This window comes from Rudaea sp. 3F27F6 (assembly GCF_005503555.1).
Classification (GTDB): Bacteria; Pseudomonadota; Gammaproteobacteria; order Xanthomonadales; family Rhodanobacteraceae; genus Rudaea.
In genome coordinates this window covers 314,644-333,500 of sequence record NZ_SCNG01000005.1, presented here as the reverse complement: position 1 = coordinate 333,500, position 18,857 = coordinate 314,644, and the positions used below count along the sequence as shown (strand labels likewise).

At 64.8% G+C, this 18,857-nt stretch carries 16 protein-coding genes; 5 read left to right on the top strand and 11 right to left on the bottom strand.

Annotated features, from left to right (window positions below):
- Genes FFS30_RS19135 through FFS30_RS19120 form a run of 4 tightly spaced genes read left to right on the top strand, consistent with a single transcriptional unit; the run spans window position 1 to window position 1,889 of the window.
- On the top strand, window positions 1–357 hold the full coding sequence (locus FFS30_RS19135; protein ID WP_137914791.1) for a hypothetical protein: 357 nt from the start codon (window positions 1–3) through the stop codon (window positions 355–357).
- Window positions 344–538 carry an Arc family DNA-binding protein gene (locus tag FFS30_RS19130; RefSeq protein WP_137914790.1) on the top strand — a complete coding sequence of 65 codons (195 nt, stop codon included), beginning with the start codon at window positions 344–346 and terminating at the stop codon, window positions 536–538. The genes FFS30_RS19135 and FFS30_RS19130 overlap by 14 nt, the downstream gene beginning before the upstream one ends.
- Window positions 535–1,314, top strand: a complete 780-nt coding sequence (locus tag FFS30_RS19125; RefSeq protein WP_137914789.1) for a CPBP family intramembrane glutamic endopeptidase — start codon at window positions 535–537, stop codon at window positions 1,312–1,314. Before FFS30_RS19130 ends, FFS30_RS19125 begins: the two co-directional genes overlap by 4 nt.
- A gap of 41 nt (window positions 1,315–1,355) precedes the next feature.
- The gene (locus FFS30_RS19120) at window positions 1,356–1,889 is read left to right on the top strand and encodes a M15 family metallopeptidase (RefSeq protein WP_137914788.1); all 534 of its coding nucleotides are present in this window, start codon (window positions 1,356–1,358) and stop codon (window positions 1,887–1,889) included.
- Window positions 1,890–2,705: 816 nt separating this feature from the next.
- Here the strand turns inward: FFS30_RS19120 and FFS30_RS19115 are convergent.
- The 11 genes from FFS30_RS19115 to FFS30_RS19065 form a co-directional block, all read right to left on the bottom strand.
- Window positions 2,706–4,340, bottom strand: a complete 1,635-nt coding sequence (locus FFS30_RS19115; RefSeq protein WP_137914787.1) for an amidohydrolase family protein — start codon at window positions 4,338–4,340, stop codon at window positions 2,706–2,708.
- Window positions 4,341–4,351: 11 nt separating this feature from the next.
- The gene (locus tag FFS30_RS19110) at window positions 4,352–5,695 is read right to left on the bottom strand and encodes a dipeptidase (RefSeq protein WP_137914786.1); all 1,344 of its coding nucleotides are present in this window, start codon (window positions 5,693–5,695) and stop codon (window positions 4,352–4,354) included.
- 99 nt (window positions 5,696–5,794) lie between these two features.
- On the bottom strand, window positions 5,795–7,369 hold the full coding sequence (locus FFS30_RS19105) for a serine hydrolase (protein WP_137914785.1): 1,575 nt from the start codon (window positions 7,367–7,369) through the stop codon (window positions 5,795–5,797).
- A gap of 90 nt (window positions 7,370–7,459) precedes the next feature.
- Entirely contained in the window at window positions 7,460–8,626 is a 1,167-nt protein-coding gene (locus FFS30_RS19100) for a hypothetical protein (RefSeq protein WP_212742520.1), read from the bottom strand.
- Between the two features lie 10 nt (window positions 8,627–8,636).
- Window positions 8,637–9,965, bottom strand: coding sequence for a peptide MFS transporter (locus FFS30_RS19095; protein WP_137914784.1), 1,329 nt, complete (start codon window positions 9,963–9,965; stop codon window positions 8,637–8,639).
- A 13-nt stretch (window positions 9,966–9,978) separates the two neighbouring features.
- Window positions 9,979–10,968: a dipeptide epimerase gene (locus FFS30_RS19090; protein ID WP_137914783.1), complete on the bottom strand. Its 990-nt coding sequence runs from the start codon at window positions 10,966–10,968 to the stop codon at window positions 9,979–9,981.
- Window positions 10,968–11,168, bottom strand: coding sequence for a hypothetical protein (locus FFS30_RS19085; RefSeq protein WP_137914782.1), 201 nt, complete (start codon window positions 11,166–11,168; stop codon window positions 10,968–10,970). Before FFS30_RS19085 ends, FFS30_RS19090 begins: the two co-directional genes overlap by 1 nt.
- Before the next feature lie 28 nt (window positions 11,169–11,196).
- Window positions 11,197–13,173 carry a serine hydrolase domain-containing protein gene (locus tag FFS30_RS19080; protein ID WP_137914781.1) on the bottom strand — a complete coding sequence of 659 codons (1,977 nt, stop codon included), beginning with the start codon at window positions 13,171–13,173 and terminating at the stop codon, window positions 11,197–11,199.
- Window positions 13,174–13,275: 102 nt separating this feature from the next.
- Window positions 13,276–14,319, bottom strand: a complete 1,044-nt coding sequence (locus FFS30_RS19075; RefSeq protein WP_137914780.1) for a DUF1611 domain-containing protein — start codon at window positions 14,317–14,319, stop codon at window positions 13,276–13,278.
- A gap of 16 nt (window positions 14,320–14,335) precedes the next feature.
- Complete coding sequence (locus tag FFS30_RS19070; RefSeq protein ID WP_137914779.1) at window positions 14,336–16,549, bottom strand: TonB-dependent receptor; 2,214 nt, start codon at window positions 16,547–16,549, stop codon at window positions 14,336–14,338.
- Window positions 16,549–17,748: a membrane dipeptidase gene (locus FFS30_RS19065; protein WP_171014754.1), complete on the bottom strand. Its 1,200-nt coding sequence runs from the start codon at window positions 17,746–17,748 to the stop codon at window positions 16,549–16,551. Before FFS30_RS19065 ends, FFS30_RS19070 begins: the two co-directional genes overlap by 1 nt.
- Before the next feature lie 238 nt (window positions 17,749–17,986).
- Here FFS30_RS19065 and FFS30_RS19060 point away from each other — a divergent pair, with 238 nt between their 5' ends.
- Window positions 17,987–18,706: an XRE family transcriptional regulator gene (locus tag FFS30_RS19060; RefSeq protein ID WP_137914778.1), complete on the top strand. Its 720-nt coding sequence runs from the start codon at window positions 17,987–17,989 to the stop codon at window positions 18,704–18,706.
- Window positions 18,707–18,857: the final 151 nt, after the last annotated feature.

Sequence of the window (18,857 nt, the reverse complement as noted above, 5' to 3'; positions counted from 1 at the left end):
ATGACGGACAAGCTCACCGAATTGATCGTGGCCAGCGCCGCCGGCATCGTGATGCTCATCCTCGCGATCGTGATTCGTGTGCGCGGGCCGCGCGGCCTCGTCCACGGCGTGGACTGGGAGCGGGTTTCCGATGTCCAGGGTCTCGGCCAGTTCGTGAGCATGATGGTCAGCGTCCTTGCGGCGCTGATCATCGCGCATGGCATCGCGCTCTACGCTTTTTTCCAAGATGATTCGAAGCGCAACATCGCCACCGTCCTTTTTGTGGTGTGCATTTGCCTCATCGTGCTCGCACTCCTGATCGGCAAACTGCGCTACCAGGACAAACCCGCCGCACGGAAAACCAATGGCCGCCGATAAGAAAGCCTATCCGCTGCGCATCAGCGCCGACGTGCTCGACGCCGTCCAGCGCTGGGCCGACGACGAACTGCGCAGCGTCAACGCGCAGATCGAGTACGTGCTGCGCGACGCGCTGCGCAAGGCAGGCCGCATGCGCAACAGCATTCCCCCGGTCGACGACAGCGAGGACAAGCAGCCGTGAGCGAAACAGTCGTGAACGAGATTGCGTTGAACGATAGGCCCGACCATCGCAATGGCGCAATCGCGCTGGTACTCGGCGCGAGCGGAGCGATTGCATCGCTGCTGGTCCTGCCCTATGCCCTCGCGATGACGCAGAAAGCGTGGCCGCCGATCGGAGGGATTCTGGTGACGTTCGGCGCCAATTTCGTCGTGATTGCCCTGCTTGCCTACATCGGTTTGCGCGCAGGACAACGTTTCGGATTGGACAGCCCGGCAATTCGTCGCTGGCTCGCCGGCGCCTCCGCCCCGCCGTCATCGCGGTGGATTCTGGCGATCGTCGTCGGAATTGTGGCTGCGGTCGCAGCCGGCCTGCTACAGGCAATACTGCCGCTGCCCGCGGACGCCATCGACGTGAGCCATATCCCCGCTTCGTGGAAGGGGCTGCTCGCGTCATTCTATGGCGGCATCGTCGAAGAAACGGCGTTCCGTCTGTTCCTCGTCTCCGCCCTCGTGTGGCTGGCGACGCGCATTCTGTCACCGCGCCCGTCGGTCTATTGGACGGCGATCGTCATCGCCGCGATCTTGTTCGGCGCGGCGCATCTGCCAAACTGGTCGGCCGTCTCGGAAGTACCGCTCAATCCGGCGATCGTCATCAGCATCATTTCAGCCAACGCCGTCTGCGGCATCGCGTTCGGCTGGCTGTTCTGCCGCTACGGTATCGAACACGCCATCGCTGCGCACTTCAGCACCGACATCGTGCTGCATGTGCTTCTGCCCCTGATCATGCCGCAAGGCTGAGCACGGCATTTGCCGCGCGATTCCCTATACTCCGATCGTCAATGAACCAGACCAGCGAAATCGATTTCGTCAGCGCCGCGTTCGCGCTCGGCGTGCCACGCGACTACGGCCGCGTGCGCGGACTGCGCCGCGTGCGCGAGCCGCGGCGGCTGGCGAGCATCGGCCGCGATACGCAAGGACGCGAACAGTACCTCGCCCCGCACGCGGCGCGCGCGTGGATGCGCATGCGCGAAGCCGCGGCGCAAGCCGGCGTCGAACTGGAAATCGTCTCCGCGTTTCGCGGCATCGAATACCAACTCGGCATCCTCAAACGCAAACTCGACCGCGGCCAGTCGATGCAGGAAATCCTGCGCGTCAGCGCCGCACCAGGCTACAGCGAGCACCACACCGGCCGCGCGCTCGACATCACCACACCCGGCTACACAGCACTCGAAGAAGAATTCGAACGTTCACCGGCGTTCGCGTGGCTGCGCAAGAACGCCGGGACATACAAATTCAGTTTGAGCTACCCGCGCGGCAATCCGCACGGCATCGCCTATGAGCCTTGGCATTGGTGTTGGCACGACAAACGCTGACGGCTTGGTTGAGGCGCGACTAGCGCGCATGGCATCTTGCGATCGCACGAAGTTTTTGCTCGTCATTCCCGCGGCTCTCAACAGCCGAAGGGCTGGTCAAGCGGGAATCCAGCCCTTGCTCTGCTTTGGTTTGTTTAAGAGCAGAGCTTCCACTCGTCCTACGGACGAGCGGGTTACTTTCTTTGCTTGCCCAAAGAAAGTAACCAAAGAAATGCACCCCGGGAGCCGCGCCCTCCGCGCTACGCGCTACGGGTTCGCGAGGTCATGCCGGGGTTCGCTCGATGGACATCCTGTCCATTCGCGAACTCGCGCGCATCCTGCGCGCGACCCTACGGGCGAATCCGTCATGCCCTCGCCGCGACTGACGGGGACCCGAGGTCAAAAGCCAGGTCAAAAGCAGAGCCGGGCACGACCAATTGCGCGCCCACGAAAGCAGAGGGCCTGCTTCTTGCTCTAGCTTCGGCGCGCACGATGCGCGCTGCCCTGGCTTCTCCGGGTCCCCATTACATTGCGGCGGCAGCGGACGATAAGGCCCGCAGGGTCGGCGCGATGGATCGCGCCGATTCCGCTATTGCACACGGATGTGCAATTAGCGGAACCCGGCCGATGTCGCGGACCCGGAGCGCAGGATGCGCGTAGGGCGCAATGTTCTGGGGGGTGTTTCTTTGGTGACTTTCTTTGCACAAGCAAAGAAAGTTACCCGCTCGTCCGCAGGACGAGCGGAAGCCTTTGCTTCTAGACCAACAAAAAAACCAAAGCAAAGTCGCTGGATTCCCGCCAAAAGCGTGCGGGAATGACGAGCGAAAGAAGCACAAATCAGCGCGTGCAAGCGTGCCTCAACACGACACCGCTCTTCGCCCCGGTGTATTTGCCCGCATCGATCGCCAGCTTGCCGTTGACGATCACGGTATCGATGCCCTCGGGCGCCGCGGTCGGATGGGTCCAGTCGGCGCGGTCCTGCACGCGGTCGTAGTCGAGCACGATCACGTCGGCGCGCAGACCTTCGCGCAGTTCGCCGCGATCGGCGAGGCCGAGGCGCGCGGCGGGCCATGAGCTCATCTTGCGCACGGCTTCTTCGAGCGTCAGCACGTGGCGCTTGCGTACGTATTCGGCGATGACGCGCGGGAACGTGCCATAGGCGCGCGGATGCGGCAGGCCGAGCGCGTCGACCTCGCCGAATTTTTCGGCGGCACTGGCATCGGTGCCCACGCTGGTCCAGGGCTGCTTCAGCGCGGTTTCGATGTCGGCTTCGTCCATCATGAAGTACAGCGCCATCGCGCGCTTCGGCAGCGCGTCGAGCAGGATGTCCCAGGCCGCGTCGGCCGGGTCCTTGTTCATCGCCTTGCCGATCTCGGCGAAACTCTTGCCGTGATACTGCGCGTACTTTTCGTTGAACGAGTTGGCGAGCACGACATGCTCCCAACCGCCTGCCGCTTCGACGAGGTTCGACCAGCCCGGCAGTGAACCGGCGGCGACTTCGCGTTTCAACTGCGCGCGTACCGCCGGATCGCGCAGCTTCTTCCATGCCTGCTCGGCGCCGTCGGCGAACAGATGATTCGGCACGGTGATGTCGATGCCGGTGCCGCCTGCGGTATACGGATACAGATCGCCGGCCACGTCGACGCCGCGCGCACGCGCCGCATTGATCTTGGCGATCGCTTCGGGCATCAGCTTGCCCCAGCCGGGCGCCCACGCCGCCTTCATGTGGAAGATCTCGACTTTGACGCCGCCCTTCTCGCCGATCGCGATGGCCTCGTCGATCGCGTCGAGCAGCTTGCCGCTCTCGTCACGCATATGGGTCGAGTAAAAACCGTTGCAGGCGCTCGCGACCTTGGCCATCGCGATGAGGTCGTCCGTGGTCTGGAAAGAGTCGGGCGGATAGATCAGGGCGCTCGCGATGCCGAAGGTGCCGTTCTTCATCGCCGTCGCGACGAGGCCCTTCATCGCCTCGAATTGCGCAGGCGTCGGCCTGGCCGCGCCATCGCCCATCACCTTCACGCGCGCCTGCGCGGCGCTGTAGTAAGTGCCGAAATTGACCGCGATGCCCTGCTTTTCAAGCTGGGTGAAGTACTCGGGAATCTTCTCCGCATCGACCGGCGTACCGCCCTCGCCCGCGATCAGGCTGGTGACGCCCATGCGCAGCTTGTTCTCGGCAGCGCCGTTCTTCAGCAGCACTTCGCCCGACTGGTCCATCATGTCGATCAGGCCGGGCGCGACGTACTTGCCGCTGGCATCGATTTCGCGCACGCCGGCCGCGTCGATCTTGCCGATGCGCGCGATGCGCCCGTCCTTGATCGCTACGTCGGCGCGTACGAAGGGATTGCCCGCGCCGTCGAGCACGCGGCCGTTGCGAATGACGATGTCGTAGACGGGCGTGGCAGCCGATGCGATGCCGAATGTCATCAGCGAACACGCGGCCATTACCAGGGACGACAAGATCATTCGTTTCATGTTTTCGCCTCTCAGGAAGATTTTTTCGGCGCGGCGTCGAGGGTTTCGATCGTCGCCGACGACGGCCGCGCGGTCGCCTGCAGGCGCTTGGCCGCGGCTTCGGCTTCGTGCAGGACGCGCAGGATGTTGCCGGCGGCGAGCTTGGCGAGATCGGCGTCGTTCCAGCCGCGACGCGCCAGCTCGACGAACAGCACCGGATACTTGTCGACGCCGTCGAGGCCCTGCGGCGTCGACGGAATGCCGTCGAAGTCGGAGCCGATGCCGACGCAGTCGATGCCGCAGACATCGCGGATATGTTCGATGTGGTCGGCCACCATCGCGATCGTCACCGGCGGCAGCGGATGCGCCTTATCCCATTCGGCCAGCGCGGCCTTGGCGCGATCGGGCTGGCCGATGTACAGGCCGGCGAACGGCGGCGCGTTGTTGCGCGTCTGCTCGGCGGCGCGGTCGGCCTCCCAGCGCGCGCGCTCGGCGGAAACGTACGGCGGTGCGAAGTTGACCATGACGATGCCGCGGTTTTTCTTCACCAGCGCGAGCACGTCGTCGGGTACATCGCGCGGATGATCGACCAGCGCGCGCGCACTCGAATGCGAAAACATCACCGGCGCGGTCGAGACGGCGAGTGCCGCCTTCATCGTTTCCGGCGAAACGTGGCTCAGATCGACGAGCATGCCGAGGCGGTTCATTTCGCCGACGACCGCACGGCCGAAGGCGGTCAGGCCGTGATGCTTCGGCGTGTCCGTCGCCGAGTCGGCCCAGTCGTTGTTCTGCGAATGGGTCAGGGTCATATAACGCACGCCGAGCGCGTACATCTGGCGCAGCGCGGGCAGCGAATTGCCGATTTGATGGCCGCCTTCAATGCCGATCAATGCACCGACGCGGCCGGCCTTGCGCGCATGCAGCAGATCGTCCGCCGTGCCGGCCATTTCCATGTCGGCCGGATAGCGCGAGACCATGTTGTGCACGATGTCGATCTGCTCCAGCGTGGTCTGCACCGCCGCGGCGCCGGTCAACGAAGACGGAATCCACACCGACCAGAACTGGCCGCCAACATGGCCCTTGCGCAGGCGCGGGATGTCGGTCATCAACGGCATCCAGTCTTCGGATGCATCCGCGGGGCGCGGCAGCTTCAGCGTGTCCGCGCGCAGGTCCACGCCGTCGGCATTGCCGAAGCGCTCGCGGATGCCCCACGGCAGATCGTTGTGGCCGTCGATCAGCGGCGTCGCCGCGAGCACGCGCTCGACCCGCGCGGCGAGCGCGGCGTCGGTTTCGGCGGCGGCCAGCGGAGCACAAGCCGCGACGGCGGCGCAGGCGGCGAAGGCGTACTGGATAGTCGAACGCAGAGTGTTGTTCATGGTGTCTCGCGGTTGGCCAGGAAGTGGAACCCATCCCGGTGTGTTCGCTTCGCACCGCGCACAGCGGCATGAAGCAAACGGGATCCCGGTCGGGTGCGCCTATTTTGACTTTTCCACGGGCGTAAACGACAGGTCCTGGTAGTCGTAGCTGAAATCGGCGATCGGCGACACCGGCTTCATCGTCACGCCGGTGATCTTGCCGTCGGCATCGAGGGCGAAGGTCACGTAGGCCGGCTCTATCGTCTTGTCGGTGAAGCGCGTGACGAAGCTGTCGTACTGCCAGTGGTCGAGCGCGCCGTTCATGCGCGGCGTCGATTTGAAATCGATCGAGAGCTTGCCTTTCGTCTGCGAGACTTCGATCTGGCCGTACCACGGATCGGCATAGGTGCCGACGTAGCGCGCGAGCGGCAGCGACGGACCGACCTTGGCCGGCTTGGCGGCGTCGGCCTTGTAGGCTTCGAGACCTTTCGCGGCGCGTTCCTTCAGATAGGCGCTGAACTTCGCCGGCCAATCGTTCGGCGGGAATCCGAGATAGTGGTCGTAGAGTTCGTAGAGCAGCCCGGCGTAGATGCCGCTGTCCTCGCTGTTGATCATGATCGCGAAGCCGACGTTCTTGCCCGGGATCAGCGCGACGATGGTCTGGAAGCCGAGCACCGCGCCGGAATGCTGCAGCACCTTGGTGCCGCGGTAGTCCTGCACGCCCCAGCCGAGCGCGTAGGTGCTGAAGTTCGGCACGGTCAGCTTGAGCGACTCGGGCCGCTTGCTCGTCGGCACGAATACTTCGGGCGTCCACATCTGCGCACTCTGCGCTTCGGAGAACAGCCGGCCCTCGCCTTCCGGCAGCTTGCCGCGGTTGAGCTGGATGATCAGCCAGCGCGCCATGTCGTTGGCGCTGACCGCGAGGCCGCCCGCCGGCGCGGCGTTGCGGCCGAGGCCGTCGCGCTCGTCGAGGCGCTCCTGCTTGCCGACGCCGCGCAGACCGCCGTCCATGCGCGCATGCGGATAGGCGCGGTCGGCGACGGTGAAGCGCACGTCGTCGTCGCTGGTCGAATGCAGCATGCCGGCCGGCTTGAACACGTCTTCGGCGACGAACTTCTCCCAGGTCTTGCCGCTGACCGCTTCGATCAACTGGCCCGCGACCATGTAGAGCACGTTGTCGTAGGCGAAGCCGTAGCGGAAGCTCGTCGCCGGTTTGAGATAGCGCAGGCGGCGCACGGACTCGGCGCGCGAGAGGCCCGCGCGCGGCACGAACAGCAGGTCGCCTTCGCCGAGGCCGAGGCCGCTGCGGTGTACGAGCAGATCGCGGATCGTGATCTCGCGCGTGACCCAGGGGTCGTACATGGCGAAATCGGGCATGTGGTCGATGACCTTGTCGTCCCAGCCGATCTTGCCGCGGTCGACGAGGACGGCGAGCGCGGCGCTCGTCACCGCCTTGCCGGTCGAGCCGGTCATGAAGATCGTGTCGGCATCGACGGCTTCGTTCAGGCCGAGCGCGCGCGTGCCGAATCCCTTGGCCATCGTCACCTTGCCGTCCTCGACGATGGCTACGGCCATGCCGGGCACGCCGACCTCCTTGCGCAGTTTTTCGACGCGCGCTTCGAAATCGGCGGGTGGCGCGGCAACGGCCGACGCAGCAAACAAGACAGCGAAAAGCGGGAAAAGGGATTTCTTCATAAATCCTCCACGACCACAGATGAAAGCGGGATCAAACGACGGCCACACGCAGAACGCCGGGAAAAGCGGAGAACACGCAAAGCAACGGCATCACAAAGGACTCTTCACGGCTTTTTCTCCGTGCCCTCCGTGCCCTCCGTGTTCTCCGTGGTGCAATCGTTTTCCTTCGATGCCGCGGCTGCGCCATAGTCGTGCGACGCCGAGCGTCATCACCGGCAAGACGTAGACGGCAAGGAAGATCGCCGCAAGCGCGCGATAACCCTTGGCGATCAATCCCACAAGACCGAAGCGATCGGCGAGCAGCATGCAGCCGACCAGCAGCACGAGGGCGATCGCGAGGCGCGAAGCGGCCGACAGCTCGACACCGTGGCGCACGCGCCAGGCCTTGTCGATGCGTTCGTTGATCGCGTGTACGGCGCCGGTGCCGCTTTCGAGCAGGGCGGCAAAGATCATGAACTGGAACAGCAGGTGGAACACCGGCAGATTCAATTTCTGCAGCAGAAAATCCGACGGCAGGGTCTCGTTCGCCACTTCGGGGTAATAGGCGACCATGCAGACAAAGAACAGCAGCGCCGGCACCATCGCGAGCGGACCGGCGATCGCACCGGCGATCACCGCGTCGCGCGTGCTGGTCAGATGGCGCAGGACCGGCAGGATGACCACGGCGCCGATGATGTTGTAGCTCGCGTAAGTCACGCCGCCGAGCGCCCAGCCGTCGGCGGAGGCCGGCACCGAGAAGCCGGCGAGGATGCGGTCGCCGAAACGCGTGATCGCGAGCACGACGAAGATCGCGTAGACCGCGTAGAGCAGAAACGACACGTACTTGAACAGGCGCTCGACCGACGTGTTGCCGAAGGTCGCGAACAGGGCGATGCCGGCCATCAGCGTAAGCGTACCGACGAGCTTGGGCAGGCCGAACATGGCTTCGCCGATCGCGCCCGCGGCCGCGCCGAACACGGCGAGGATCAACACCACGAACAAGACGTAGGCGATCTCGAACACGACCCAGCCCGGGCCGAGCAAGGCGCGCACGAAACTCAGATAGTCGCGCGCACCGACCAGGCGGGCGAAGGCGAACGTGGCAACGCACACCGCGCTCCAGATCAGGGTCGCGAGCGCCATCGCGGCGACGCCGCCCCACGGCCCGCTCGGCATAAAGAACTCGGCAAGCTCTCTGCCGGTCGCATAGCCGCCGCCGATGACCACGGCCTTGAAGGCGAACCCCGGCAACAGAAAACGCTGGAACCAGGAGGACATGATCGTATGCTCAGCCGTGTGTCGGAACGAGGGATGCGGTCGTCGCTGCGATGCTATCGAAGCGCTGCCGCTCGATGCGCCGCGCCGTGCGGTCGAGCGCAATCAGCATGGCCGCGGCAAGCAGCGCGATACAGGCGAGGACGAAGAAAAAAGCCGCGTGGCTCAGCGAACTCCACCAGCGGCCGACGAAACCCGCGCAGAGGCTGCCGGTGAAGATCGCGCAGAACCAGGCTGCGATCGTCGTCGCGCCGTAGCCGGCCGGTGCCAGCCGCGCGAACAATCCGAGACCGACCGGCAGGATATGCAATTCGCCGATCGTGAAGATGGCGAAATAGGCGACGAACCACAGCCAGTGCGCACGTCCCTGCCCCACCTCGAATGCCGCGAACGCAAGCAGCAGATACGCGCCCGCGACGATCACCGCGCCGAGCGCCATCTTCTGCATCGAAGTCGGCTCACGCTGCGTCTGCGCGCGCCGGCGCCAATACGCGAGCAGCGGCGGCGTGAGCAGGAACACGAGCAAGGGATTGAGCGACTGGAACCAGGTCATCGGTATCGTCGCGAAGCTCGTCGCGCGATCGACGCCGACGTCGGCCCACAACGGAACGGTGTTGCCGATCTGCTCATAGGCCGCGCGGAACACGGTCACCGACAGGCCGACCGCGAGCAGAAGCAGCAGGGTCGGCCGATACTCGGTCCAGGAGATTTTCGCTTTCTCGACGACGCGCACCACGCGCTCCTGCGCCGGCAGATATTTTCCGCCGAGCACGTAGATCGACAGTCCGGCCAGCATGCCGATTCCGGCCGCGCCGAAACCCCAATGCCAGCCGTAGAACTCGCCGAGCGTGCCGCAGACCAGCGGCGCGAGGAAACCGCCGAGATTGATGCCGACGTAGTAGACGTTGTAGGCCCAGCCGCGGCGCGCGTCGTCGGGTTTGTACAGGTCGTCGATCTGGCTCGGCAGGCTCGGCATGAACAGGCCGTTGCCGAGCGCGATCGTTGCGAGAGCAAGATAGAACGCGGGCTCGAACGCCATGAGGAAATGCCCGACGGCCATGATGCTGCCGCCGAGTATCACCGCGCGGCGCTTGCCGAGCCAGCGGTCGGCGATCATGCCGCCGAAGATCGGCGTGAAGTACGCGGTCGCCGTGTAGGCGCCGTAGATCAGCGACGCGCGCTCCTGTCCGATCAGCAGTTGCTTGGTCATGTAATAGACCAGCAGCGCGCGCATACCGTAGTAGGAGAAGATCTCCCACATCTCGGTCAGGAACAGGACGGTCAATCCGCGTGGCTGGCCGAACCAGGTGCGCTCGAGCGCGTTGGCGGTCGCGGTGCTCATGCGCGATGTGCGCTCAGCCCCAGAGTTCCGTGCCGCACCAGATCGTGCCGTCGGCGTAGCGCGCGCGCGGCTCGGGATCGTCGGCGATGAAGATCGGCCCGTCGAGGTCGACGAAGTCGCAGAGCTGGCCGAGCACGAAGCCCGGCGCCATCGCCAGGCTCGTGCCGGTCATGTTGCCGACCATCACGCCGAGGCCGAGTTCGCGCGCCTTGCGTGCCATCGCCAGGCCTTCGCTGAGTCCGCCGCACTTGTCGAGTTTGATGTTGACGATATTAAAGCGTCCGACCAGAGCGGGCACTTCGTCCAAGGTCAGCACGCTTTCGTCGGCCGCGATCGGAATCGGCGACACGTAGCCTTCGAGATCGGCCTCGCGTCCGCGCGCGAGCGGCTGTTCGAGCAGCGACACGCCGGCCGCAACGAGCCCGTGCACGAGCGCATCGAGTTCGGCGATCGCGTAGCCGCGGTTCGCATCGACGCCGATCCACGTCTCGGGCCGCGCCGCACGCACCGCGTTGACGCGCGCGAGATCGAGTTCGAGATCGCCGGTGAGTTTCAATTTGAGCGAACGCGCCTGCGCATAGCGGCGCGCGCCTTCGGCCATCGCCGCGGGTTCATCCGCGCCGAGCGTGAACGTCGTCAGCAGTGCCTTCGGCGGCGCTAGACCGGCAAGCTCGAATACGCTCTGGCCACTGCGCTTCGCATCGAGATCCCAGAGCGCGCAGTCGACCGCGTTGCGCGCGCCGCCGGCCGACATCAGCCGTTGCAGGCCGGCGCGGTCGAGGCCCGCCTCGATCTCGCCGCGGTGCGCTTCGATCGCGGCGACGAGACTCGCTGCCGTGTCGCCGAGATAGTAGACGCCAGCGGCCTCGCCGCGGCCACGATGCGCACCTTCTTCGATGGTGACGATGACGACGTCCTGTTTCTCGAACAGATAGCCCGAGATGCGGAACGGCGTGACAAAGCGCAGTTCCTTGATCTCGACGTGCAGCTTGCGTGAAGGCATCAGAAATCCACTCCGATATGCAGCAGGTTGAAGGCGAATGCGCCGTGCCGTTCGCGGCGATGCTTCGACAAACCCGGCGGCGATGCGCCTTGCCCGTCGAAGCACGAACGGCAATCCGCCGTGACGTTCGCCGTTCGATGTGCTCCGGGCGAACGGGTTTTGCTTAGCAACCGCAACGGCATCCCGCCTGCGCCGGTCATTGCGGCGCAAGCGGTCTACCGAGGGGCATCAGAAGTTCGTGCCGAAATGGATCAGCTTGAACGCGAGCGCGACCCAGAGGACGAAGAAGGCCGACAGCGCGAGCACGATGCTCCAGGTCTTCGCCGGCCAGCGGGGGTCGCCGCGCCAGACCGTGGCGAGATTCCACAGCATCACGAGGAAGCCGCCGATGAAGGCCACCGTGCCGAAAATTTCGGCGAACCAGAGCACGCCGTCGAAGCGCGAGCTGAAGTTGCTCAGGTCCTTCATCATCGTGGTGACGGTGAAAGCCCAGATGGCAATCGCGGCAACCACGGCGATCGCGGCGATCCTACTCCAGCGATATACGTTCAGCGATTTCGCGTCGAGCGCGAGCTTGGCGCCGTAGCGGCGGCGCACGATCGCGGTGATCGGCCAGAACAGACCGGTGAGCAGCAGCGCGCCGAGGCCGAGCGAGAACAACGGCATCAACCAGCCCGAATCGCGGTACCACTCGGGCCGGTCGAACACCATGAACGGCGATATCGTGTCGAAGCTCCAGCGCACCGGCTTGCCGTCGACCACCTTGGCGGCGAAGCGATCGTGGCTGTTCTTGTCGCGCCAGACGAACGGCGCGATCTCGACCCACTGGCGCGGCGCGCCGCCGAGCGTCTTGAACGGCGTGACGAGATTGCCTTTTTCGTCGACGCTGAGCGTGTTCTGGCCGATGAAGTCGGTGATCGCGAGGAAGTTCGACCGCGATCCGCGCGACACCGTCCACTTGCCGGCCATCAACTGCGCGTGTTCTTTCGCCGTCTTCTCGTCGACCTTGCCGTCGGGCGGCGCGACGTTCGGCAGATAGCGATCGGCGAAGTCCTGGAACAGTGCGCCGCGCAGCGGACCGACCGCGCCTTCCTTGCCGGCGCTGTTGAACGACACGTAGAAGCCGACGTTGTCTTTGAGGAACAGATGCAGCGAAGTGTGGAATACCTGGGTGTCGCCGAGATGCGCGATCACTTGGCGGCCGTTGAGGTTGGTCTCGAAGAAGCCGAGCTCCATGCGGTTGAGCGGCGGCAGCAGGGTCAGCGGACTGTTGTGCATCTTCTCGATCGTGTCGGCGCGCAGGATGCGGTTGCCGTTGTACTCGCCGCCGTTGAGATGGGCGATCATAAAGTGCGCCATGTCCTCGCCGGGCGACGCCAGCGAGCCGGCCGGCGCCGGGCCGACGTTCTCGAATTCGATCGGCGGCTCGGAGGCGCGCCGATAGCCCTTCGACATCAGCGGTGCGAGCGCCGCCGGCAGCGGCTGGCGGAACGTCGAGTGCTTCATGTCGAGCGGCGCGAAGAGATGCTTGTCGAGATAGTCGTCGAACGACTCGCCGGAGACACGCTGGACGATGTAGCCGGCCAGCGAGGTCGCATAGTTCGAATAGGCCGGCGTCGTGCCGGGCTCGAACACGCGCTCGGGCGTCCAGCGCTTGAGCAGGTCGTCGAACTTCGGCGGGTTCGGGCCGTAGGTCATGATCTCCTTGCCCTGCTCCTCGAATCCGCCGACGTGCTGCATGATCTGGCGCATGGTCAGCGGCTTGCCGTCGCGCGCAGGGATCTGGAAATCGAGATACTTGTTGACGTCGCCGTCGAGATCGATCTTGCCCTGCTCGACCTGCTGCATCACCGCGGTCCAGGTGAACAACTTCGACACCGAACCGGGGCGGAACAAGGTCAATTTCGGATCGACCGGCTTGCGCGCGTCGACGTCGGCGTAGCCGTAGCCGCGCGAAGTGACGATCTGCCCGTCCTTGACCACTGCGACGACCGCGCCGGCGATGTCGCCGGTCGCGAGCGCGTAAGGCATGTAGCCGTCGAGCCAGGCGTCGACGTCGGTCTTGGTCAGACCGGGCACCGAGTCGGCGACCGGCGGCGCGGTTGCCGCCGCCGCGGGCGGCGAAGTTTCGGTCGGTGCCTGCGCGGCTGCGAACAGCGTCGTCAACGCGGCGGAAACCGCGAGCAACCATTTTGCTTTTTTCATGATTTGTCCTCCCACGATCGCGAATTTTCTGTCATTCCCGCGAAAAACACGCGGGCAACGACGGGACTCTGCAACTTGTCGCCTTCCCTCTCGCTGCGGCCTTCAAGAAAGACAGGCCGCGACGAGCTTTTCGAATTCTTCCCCACCACGGATCGGGTCCGCCACCGGCATGCCGAGCCGCGCACTTTCGCGCGCGAGCCACTCGCGCGCCGCCGCTTCGTCGAGACGCGATGTGTTGGCGCTCACTCCCGCGCAGCGGATCGCGGCGTTCGTGCGTGCGCCGAGCCGGAGGTTGAGACTGATCGTGTCCTCGATGCTCGGCAGCGGATAACTTGGATACCCCATCATCTCCGTGCGGCCCGCTTCGTGACAGACCACGATCACGTCGGGCTGGCTGCCGTGCAGCAGGCCGAGCGAGACGCCCGCGTAGGCCGGATGGAACAGCGAGCCCTGCCCTTCGACCACGTCCCAGTGCGTCGGCGCCGCGTCGGGACTCAGCATCTCGGCGGCGCCCGCGCCGAAATCGGAAATCACCGCGTCCATCGGCATGCCCGAGCCGGCGATCAGAATGCCGGTCTGCCCGGTCGCGCGGAAATCGGCGTCAACGCCCTTCGCCGTGAACGCCTTGGCGATCGCGAGTGCGGTGTACTTTTTGCCGAGCGCACAATCGGTGCCGACAGTGAGCAGGCGCTTGCCGCTGCGCTTGCGCCCGCATGCGATCGGGATGTTCGGCGGCGGCACGCGCACATCGACGAGCTTGCGCCCGCAGCGCTCCGCGGCGGCCGCGAGTTGCGGTACGTCGGTCAGACGATGGTGCATGCCGCTGACCAGATCGAGTCCCGCTTCGAGCGCTTCGACCAGATGCGGAATCCAGCTCGCGCCGATCGCGCCGCCGATGCTGGCCACGCCGATGACGAGGCCGCGCGCGCCGCGCATGCGCGCCTCTTTCGGCGTCAGCCGCGGCAGGCCGGTGGTCACCGTCGCGGCATTCGTCGACCACTCGCCGAGACAGCGCTCGGGCGCCCAGTCGCGCAGGCCGAACGCGGTCTTGGCGAAACCGGGTTCGGTCGCGTCGCCGAGAAACAGCAAGTACGGCGACGGCAGCGGCTCGATCGAGGTATCGCGGGTAAGCGGATTGATCTGCATGATCTTGAACAGTCCTTCAGAGTTTCAGGTCGAAGCCGACGCCGACGATGCGCGGCTGCAGCGGTGTTCCGGACACCTGGGAAATCGCACCGGTGCCGCCGTTCTGGATCGGCGAGAGCGACACGTACACATTCTTGTTCGTAGCATTCTTGACGAAGAAGCGCACGGTCCAGCGGTCGTTGGCGATGTCGGCGTTGAGATCGACAGCGGCGTAGCTGTCCATCGGCAGCGCGAGCGGGCTGTGATTCACCATGGTGTAGCTGTCGCCGACGTAGCGCAGACCGCCGCCGACGCGCATGGTCCAGCTGCCGCTCAGCGGGAACGAGTAGTCGGCCGTCGCCGAGCCACTCCACTTCGGAATGAACGGCAGACGGTCGCCATCGAGTCCGCCGACCGCGGGAACGTTCTCGGTCAGCTTCGCGTCGGTGTAGGCGCCGTTCAAGCCGAGGCGCAGACCGTTGACCGGCGTGTACAGCGCGGAGAATTCGAGGCCCTTGCTGTTCGCCGTGCCGCCGTTGACCAGATAGGTCGCGACGTTGTTCGAGGCGCTGACCTGGATCTTCTTCCAGTCGATGTTGAACACCGCGGCGTCGAGAATCAGGCGATGATCGATCAGCGAGGTCTTCAGTCCGAATTCGTAGTTGGTCAGCGTGTCCGCGCCGACCGTCGCCGGCACGCCCGGCAGGACGACGTTCGGGCCGCCCGGCTGGTAGCCGGTCGCGACGCGCGCATACAGCATGGTGTCCGGAGTGAGATGCCAGCGCGGCCCGACCGACCAGGTGCGCACAGTCTCGGCCGAACTGCCCGGCGTGATCGTGGTCGGCAGGATCGATCCGCTGCTGATCTGGGTGAACTCCTGCTCGTTGCGCGCCCAGCGCAGGCCCGCGCCGATGTCGAACTTGTCGTTGAACTTCCAGGTGACGTTGCCGAACAGCGCGTATTCCTTGTAGCTCGACGGCAGCTGCGCAAGCGCGAGCGGATCGAGCCCGGGGATCGGCGTGCCGTCGAACTTCTCCGCGCTCGCACGCTGGTAGTTGCGGCTGGTTTCGTTGGTGTAGAACGTGCCGACCAGCCACTCGAAGCGGTCGTCGGATTTCGAGGCAAGGCGGAACTCCTGGGTCACCTTGTACAGATTCAGCTTGAGCCTGAAGTCCGACAGGCCGGGCGCTGGCTGGCCGAACGCCGGAAACAGCACGCCGTAAGTCATTGTGGCGTCCTGCACGCCGCGCTGGATCGTCTGCGAATAACTCGTCGCCGAAACGAAGTCGGCGAAGCCGGCGTCCCAGTTCACCGTGGCGGTGAAATAGTCGAGATCGCGCGTGGTCGGCTCGGGTACGTAATTGTTGTTGTAGCGCTTGCCGTAAATCGGCTGCAAGGTCAGCGGGTCGAGGGCGACGTTGGCATTGTTGTCGCCGTCGATCTTCTGTTTGATCGCGGCAAGCGAGATGGTCAGATCGTCGGTCGCTTTCCAGCGCAGTGCGACTCTTCCTGCGGTCTGCGAAAAACTGTTCTGGTCGCTCTCGCCGGTGCGGTGATTGTCGATGTAGCCCGGCGTGTTCTGCCGCGCGAGGCTGACGCTGAGGCCGAGCTGGCCCGGGATCAGCGGCGCGTTGAGGCTGGCCCGGGCGCCGACGCCGAGGCCACCCGAACCGTCGAGGCCGAACACGTCGCCGCCGACGCGCATGGAAAACTGATCGAGATCGGGCTGCCGGGTGACGTATTGGATCACGCCGCCGAGCGCACCCGCGCCCCACAGCGTGCCCTGCGGTCCGCGCAGTGCCTGGAAGCTCTCGACATCGTACGGCAGCAGATCGAGCACATTGCCGGCCGATCTCGCGTAGAACGAACTCGAACCGAGCGGCGTCTCGTCGATGTAAGTCGACACCGTCGCGTTCGATCCGAGCGGCGAGATGCCGCGCATCGCCACCGCGCCGAGCCCCGGCGTGCCGGACGTGATCATCTGCACGCCGGGCAGATAATTGACGTAGTCGGACAACTGCGTCGCATGCATCTGTTCGAGTTGCTCGCTGCCGATGACGCTGATCGAGATCGGCACGCTCTGCACGTCCTCGCTGCGCTTCTGCGCGGTGACGATGATCGGTGCGAGCGTGTTGTCGGGGTTGTTGCTGTCCGCCGGCTTGGTCACGTCGTCGGCCGCATGCGCGGCGACGGCGAGCAGCGCGAACGCGCTGACCAAGGTCGGTATGGCAAAGCGGGTCTTCGTCGCCATCACTTCTTCTCCTGCGTCGCATCGGTGGGCTTGCCGTCTTCGGGCTTCTTCTGCGGCGCGGGCGGTCGCGGCACCCACGATTCGGCGAGCAGGCGGCGGAAGTTACCGCCAAGCACGGCCTGGATATTGGCTTCGCTGTAACCGCGGCGCAGCAGCGCCTCGGTCAGGTCATAGACCTTGCGCGGATGGTCGAAACCTTCGGTGTCGATCTTGTCGCGGAACGCGTAGCTCGCCTTGTACGCCGCCTTGAGCTGCTTGTACTGGTCGGGCGGCATCTTGTCGTAGCCCATCAGGTCCGAGTCCGAACCGATACCGACGTGCTCGACGCCGACGAGCTTGGCTACGTGATCAATGTGGTCGACGATGTCTTCGATCGTGGTCGGGTCTTTGTCCTTGACGAACATGCGCACGCCGGTGATGCCCATGACGCCGCCCTTGGCCGCGAGCTTCTTGATCGCTTCGTCGGTTTTCAGGCGCGGATGGTTGTTGAGCGCGCGGCAGTTGGAATGAGTGATCGCGATCGGCCGCGGCGACAACTCGATCGCTTCGAGCGTGGTGCGGTCGCCGCTGTGCGAGACGTCGATCAGCATGCCGACCTCGTTCATCGCCTTGATGATTTCGACGCCGTAGTCGCTGATGCCGCCGTCGACGCGTTCGGTCGAACCGCTGCCGATCAGGTTCTGCGTGTTGTACGTGAGCTGCGCGCAGCGCAGACCGAGCTGGAAGAATTCCTTGACGTCCTTCACGCTGCGGAATTCGTCGGCGTTCTGCAGACCCATGATCACGGCGATCTTGCGCTGCGCCTTGGCCTTGTCGAGATCGGTGATGACGCCGACCTGGGTGAACACGTCCGTGTTGCGCGCGACGAAGCCGCTCCACGCCGCAAGGAAACTCAATGCGTCGTCATAGGCGCTCGCGCCGCCGACGCCGATCGAATTGTGGAAGCCGGTGATGCCGCAGGAGCGGAACATCTCCGCATCGGCCGCGGTGAGCGGCTCGGCGTAAGCCTCGGGGCGGAAGTCGAGCTTGAGCGGCGCGAGCATGTCGATCACGAGCGAGCGCTCGACGATGTCGGTTACTTTCTTCGGATACTTTTTTCGCTCCGGCGCAGCGGCAGTCGCGGAACGACCGAAGCGCGGAAGCATGAAACCGGTAACGGCGGCACCGGCGGCGGCTGCAAGCAGACGGCGACGGCTCATGGACAACGAGGCCTGGTGCGATGACATGTTCGTCTCCCAACGATACTGTCTCTTGTGAGGCCACTCTAGTCCCAATCGGAAAATTGTCAATAGAAATTTTCTAATCAGGACAAATATTGACGATACACGCTTGGAGCGTATGCTTCTCGCAGTGCCCAAAAAGCCGGCGCGGCCGCGGTTCCGATCGGACACCTGCCGCGACCTGCAGGCCACCCAAGGACAGCAATCAGGAAACAACATGGATTCGAACAATCGCCATCCGACGCTCGGCAGCGTCATGCGCTCGCTGCGCACGCGCAACGCATGGACGCTGAAGGAAATGAGCGAGCGCGTGGATATTCCCGTGTCGACTCTTTCCAAGGTCGAACACGACCGCCTCACCCTCACCTACGACAAGCTGCAGCAGCTCAGTCAGCGCCTCGGCATGCGCATGGCGGACTTGTTCGCCGATCCCGACGCGGCCGGCGAGTCCACGGTCACCGCGCGCCGTAGCATCGGCCACATCGAAGACGCGGTGCGCGTCAACACGAAGAACTACGACTATTACTATCTCTGCACCGAACTGCGGCGCAAACGCATGGTGCCGGCGATCACGCACATCCGCGCGAAGAACGTGCACGAATTCGGCGAACTCGTGCGCCACTCGGGCGAGGAATATCTTTACGTGCTGTCTGGCGCGATCAAGGTGCACACCGAGTTCTACGATCCGATCGTGCTCGGCGCGGGCGAGTCGATTTACATCGACAGCAATATGGGACACGCCTACGTCGCCGAGCAGTGCGACGAAGCCGTCGTGCTCGCGGTCATGTCGAGCGCGGACGAAGGACTGATGCAGTCACTGCTGACCTTGCACGGCGACAACGATGCCGTGCTGCACGACGCAACGAAATCCGCCGCCGCGCCGAAACGCAAATCGAAGCCCGCGGCAAAGCGCACCGGCAAATCGCGCGGCCGCTGAGGCCGCGCCACACAAGAGTCACGCAGGAATTGCACGCCGCCGTAGCGGCAGGCGGCGCAATGCCGCGATCGCTGCCCGATTCCTTTGAGGCCGCGCATTACGCGCGGCCCAACCGAACTTCACCGACTCACGCCGAAGCGACTCCGCTCGA

Bases quoted from the DNA above. Each gene is read 5' to 3' on its own strand.
- FFS30_RS19115 (WP_137914787.1), bottom strand. From the start codon at position 4,340: ATGAAACGAATGATCTTGTCGTCCCTGGTAATGGCCGCGTGTTCGCTG.
- FFS30_RS19060 (WP_137914778.1), top strand. From the start codon at position 17,987: ATGGATTCGAACAATCGCCATCCGACGCTCGGCAGCGTCATGCGCTCG.
- FFS30_RS19090 (WP_137914783.1), bottom strand. From the start codon at position 10,968: ATGCCTTCACGCAAGCTGCACGTCGAGATCAAGGAACTGCGCTTTGTC.
- FFS30_RS19105 (WP_137914785.1), bottom strand. From the start codon at position 7,369: ATGAAGAAATCCCTTTTCCCGCTTTTCGCTGTCTTGTTTGCTGCGTCG.
- FFS30_RS19080 (WP_137914781.1), bottom strand. From the start codon at position 13,173: ATGAAAAAAGCAAAATGGTTGCTCGCGGTTTCCGCCGCGTTGACGACG.
- FFS30_RS19100 (WP_212742520.1), bottom strand. From the start codon at position 8,626: ATGTCCTCCTGGTTCCAGCGTTTTCTGTTGCCGGGGTTCGCCTTCAAG.
- FFS30_RS19095 (WP_137914784.1), bottom strand. From the start codon at position 9,965: ATGAGCACCGCGACCGCCAACGCGCTCGAGCGCACCTGGTTCGGCCAG.
- FFS30_RS19070 (WP_137914779.1), bottom strand. From the start codon at position 16,549: ATGGCGACGAAGACCCGCTTTGCCATACCGACCTTGGTCAGCGCGTTC.
- FFS30_RS19135 (WP_137914791.1), top strand. From the start codon at position 1: ATGACGGACAAGCTCACCGAATTGATCGTGGCCAGCGCCGCCGGCATC.
- FFS30_RS19075 (WP_137914780.1), bottom strand. From the start codon at position 14,319: ATGCAGATCAATCCGCTTACCCGCGATACCTCGATCGAGCCGCTGCCG.
- FFS30_RS19065 (WP_171014754.1), bottom strand. From the start codon at position 17,748: ATGAGCCGTCGCCGTCTGCTTGCAGCCGCCGCCGGTGCCGCCGTTACC.
- FFS30_RS19085 (WP_137914782.1), bottom strand. From the start codon at position 11,168: ATGACCGGCGCAGGCGGGATGCCGTTGCGGTTGCTAAGCAAAACCCGT.
- FFS30_RS19120 (WP_137914788.1), top strand. From the start codon at position 1,356: ATGAACCAGACCAGCGAAATCGATTTCGTCAGCGCCGCGTTCGCGCTC.
- FFS30_RS19110 (WP_137914786.1), bottom strand. From the start codon at position 5,695: ATGAACAACACTCTGCGTTCGACTATCCAGTACGCCTTCGCCGCCTGC.
- FFS30_RS19130 (WP_137914790.1), top strand. From the start codon at position 344: ATGGCCGCCGATAAGAAAGCCTATCCGCTGCGCATCAGCGCCGACGTG.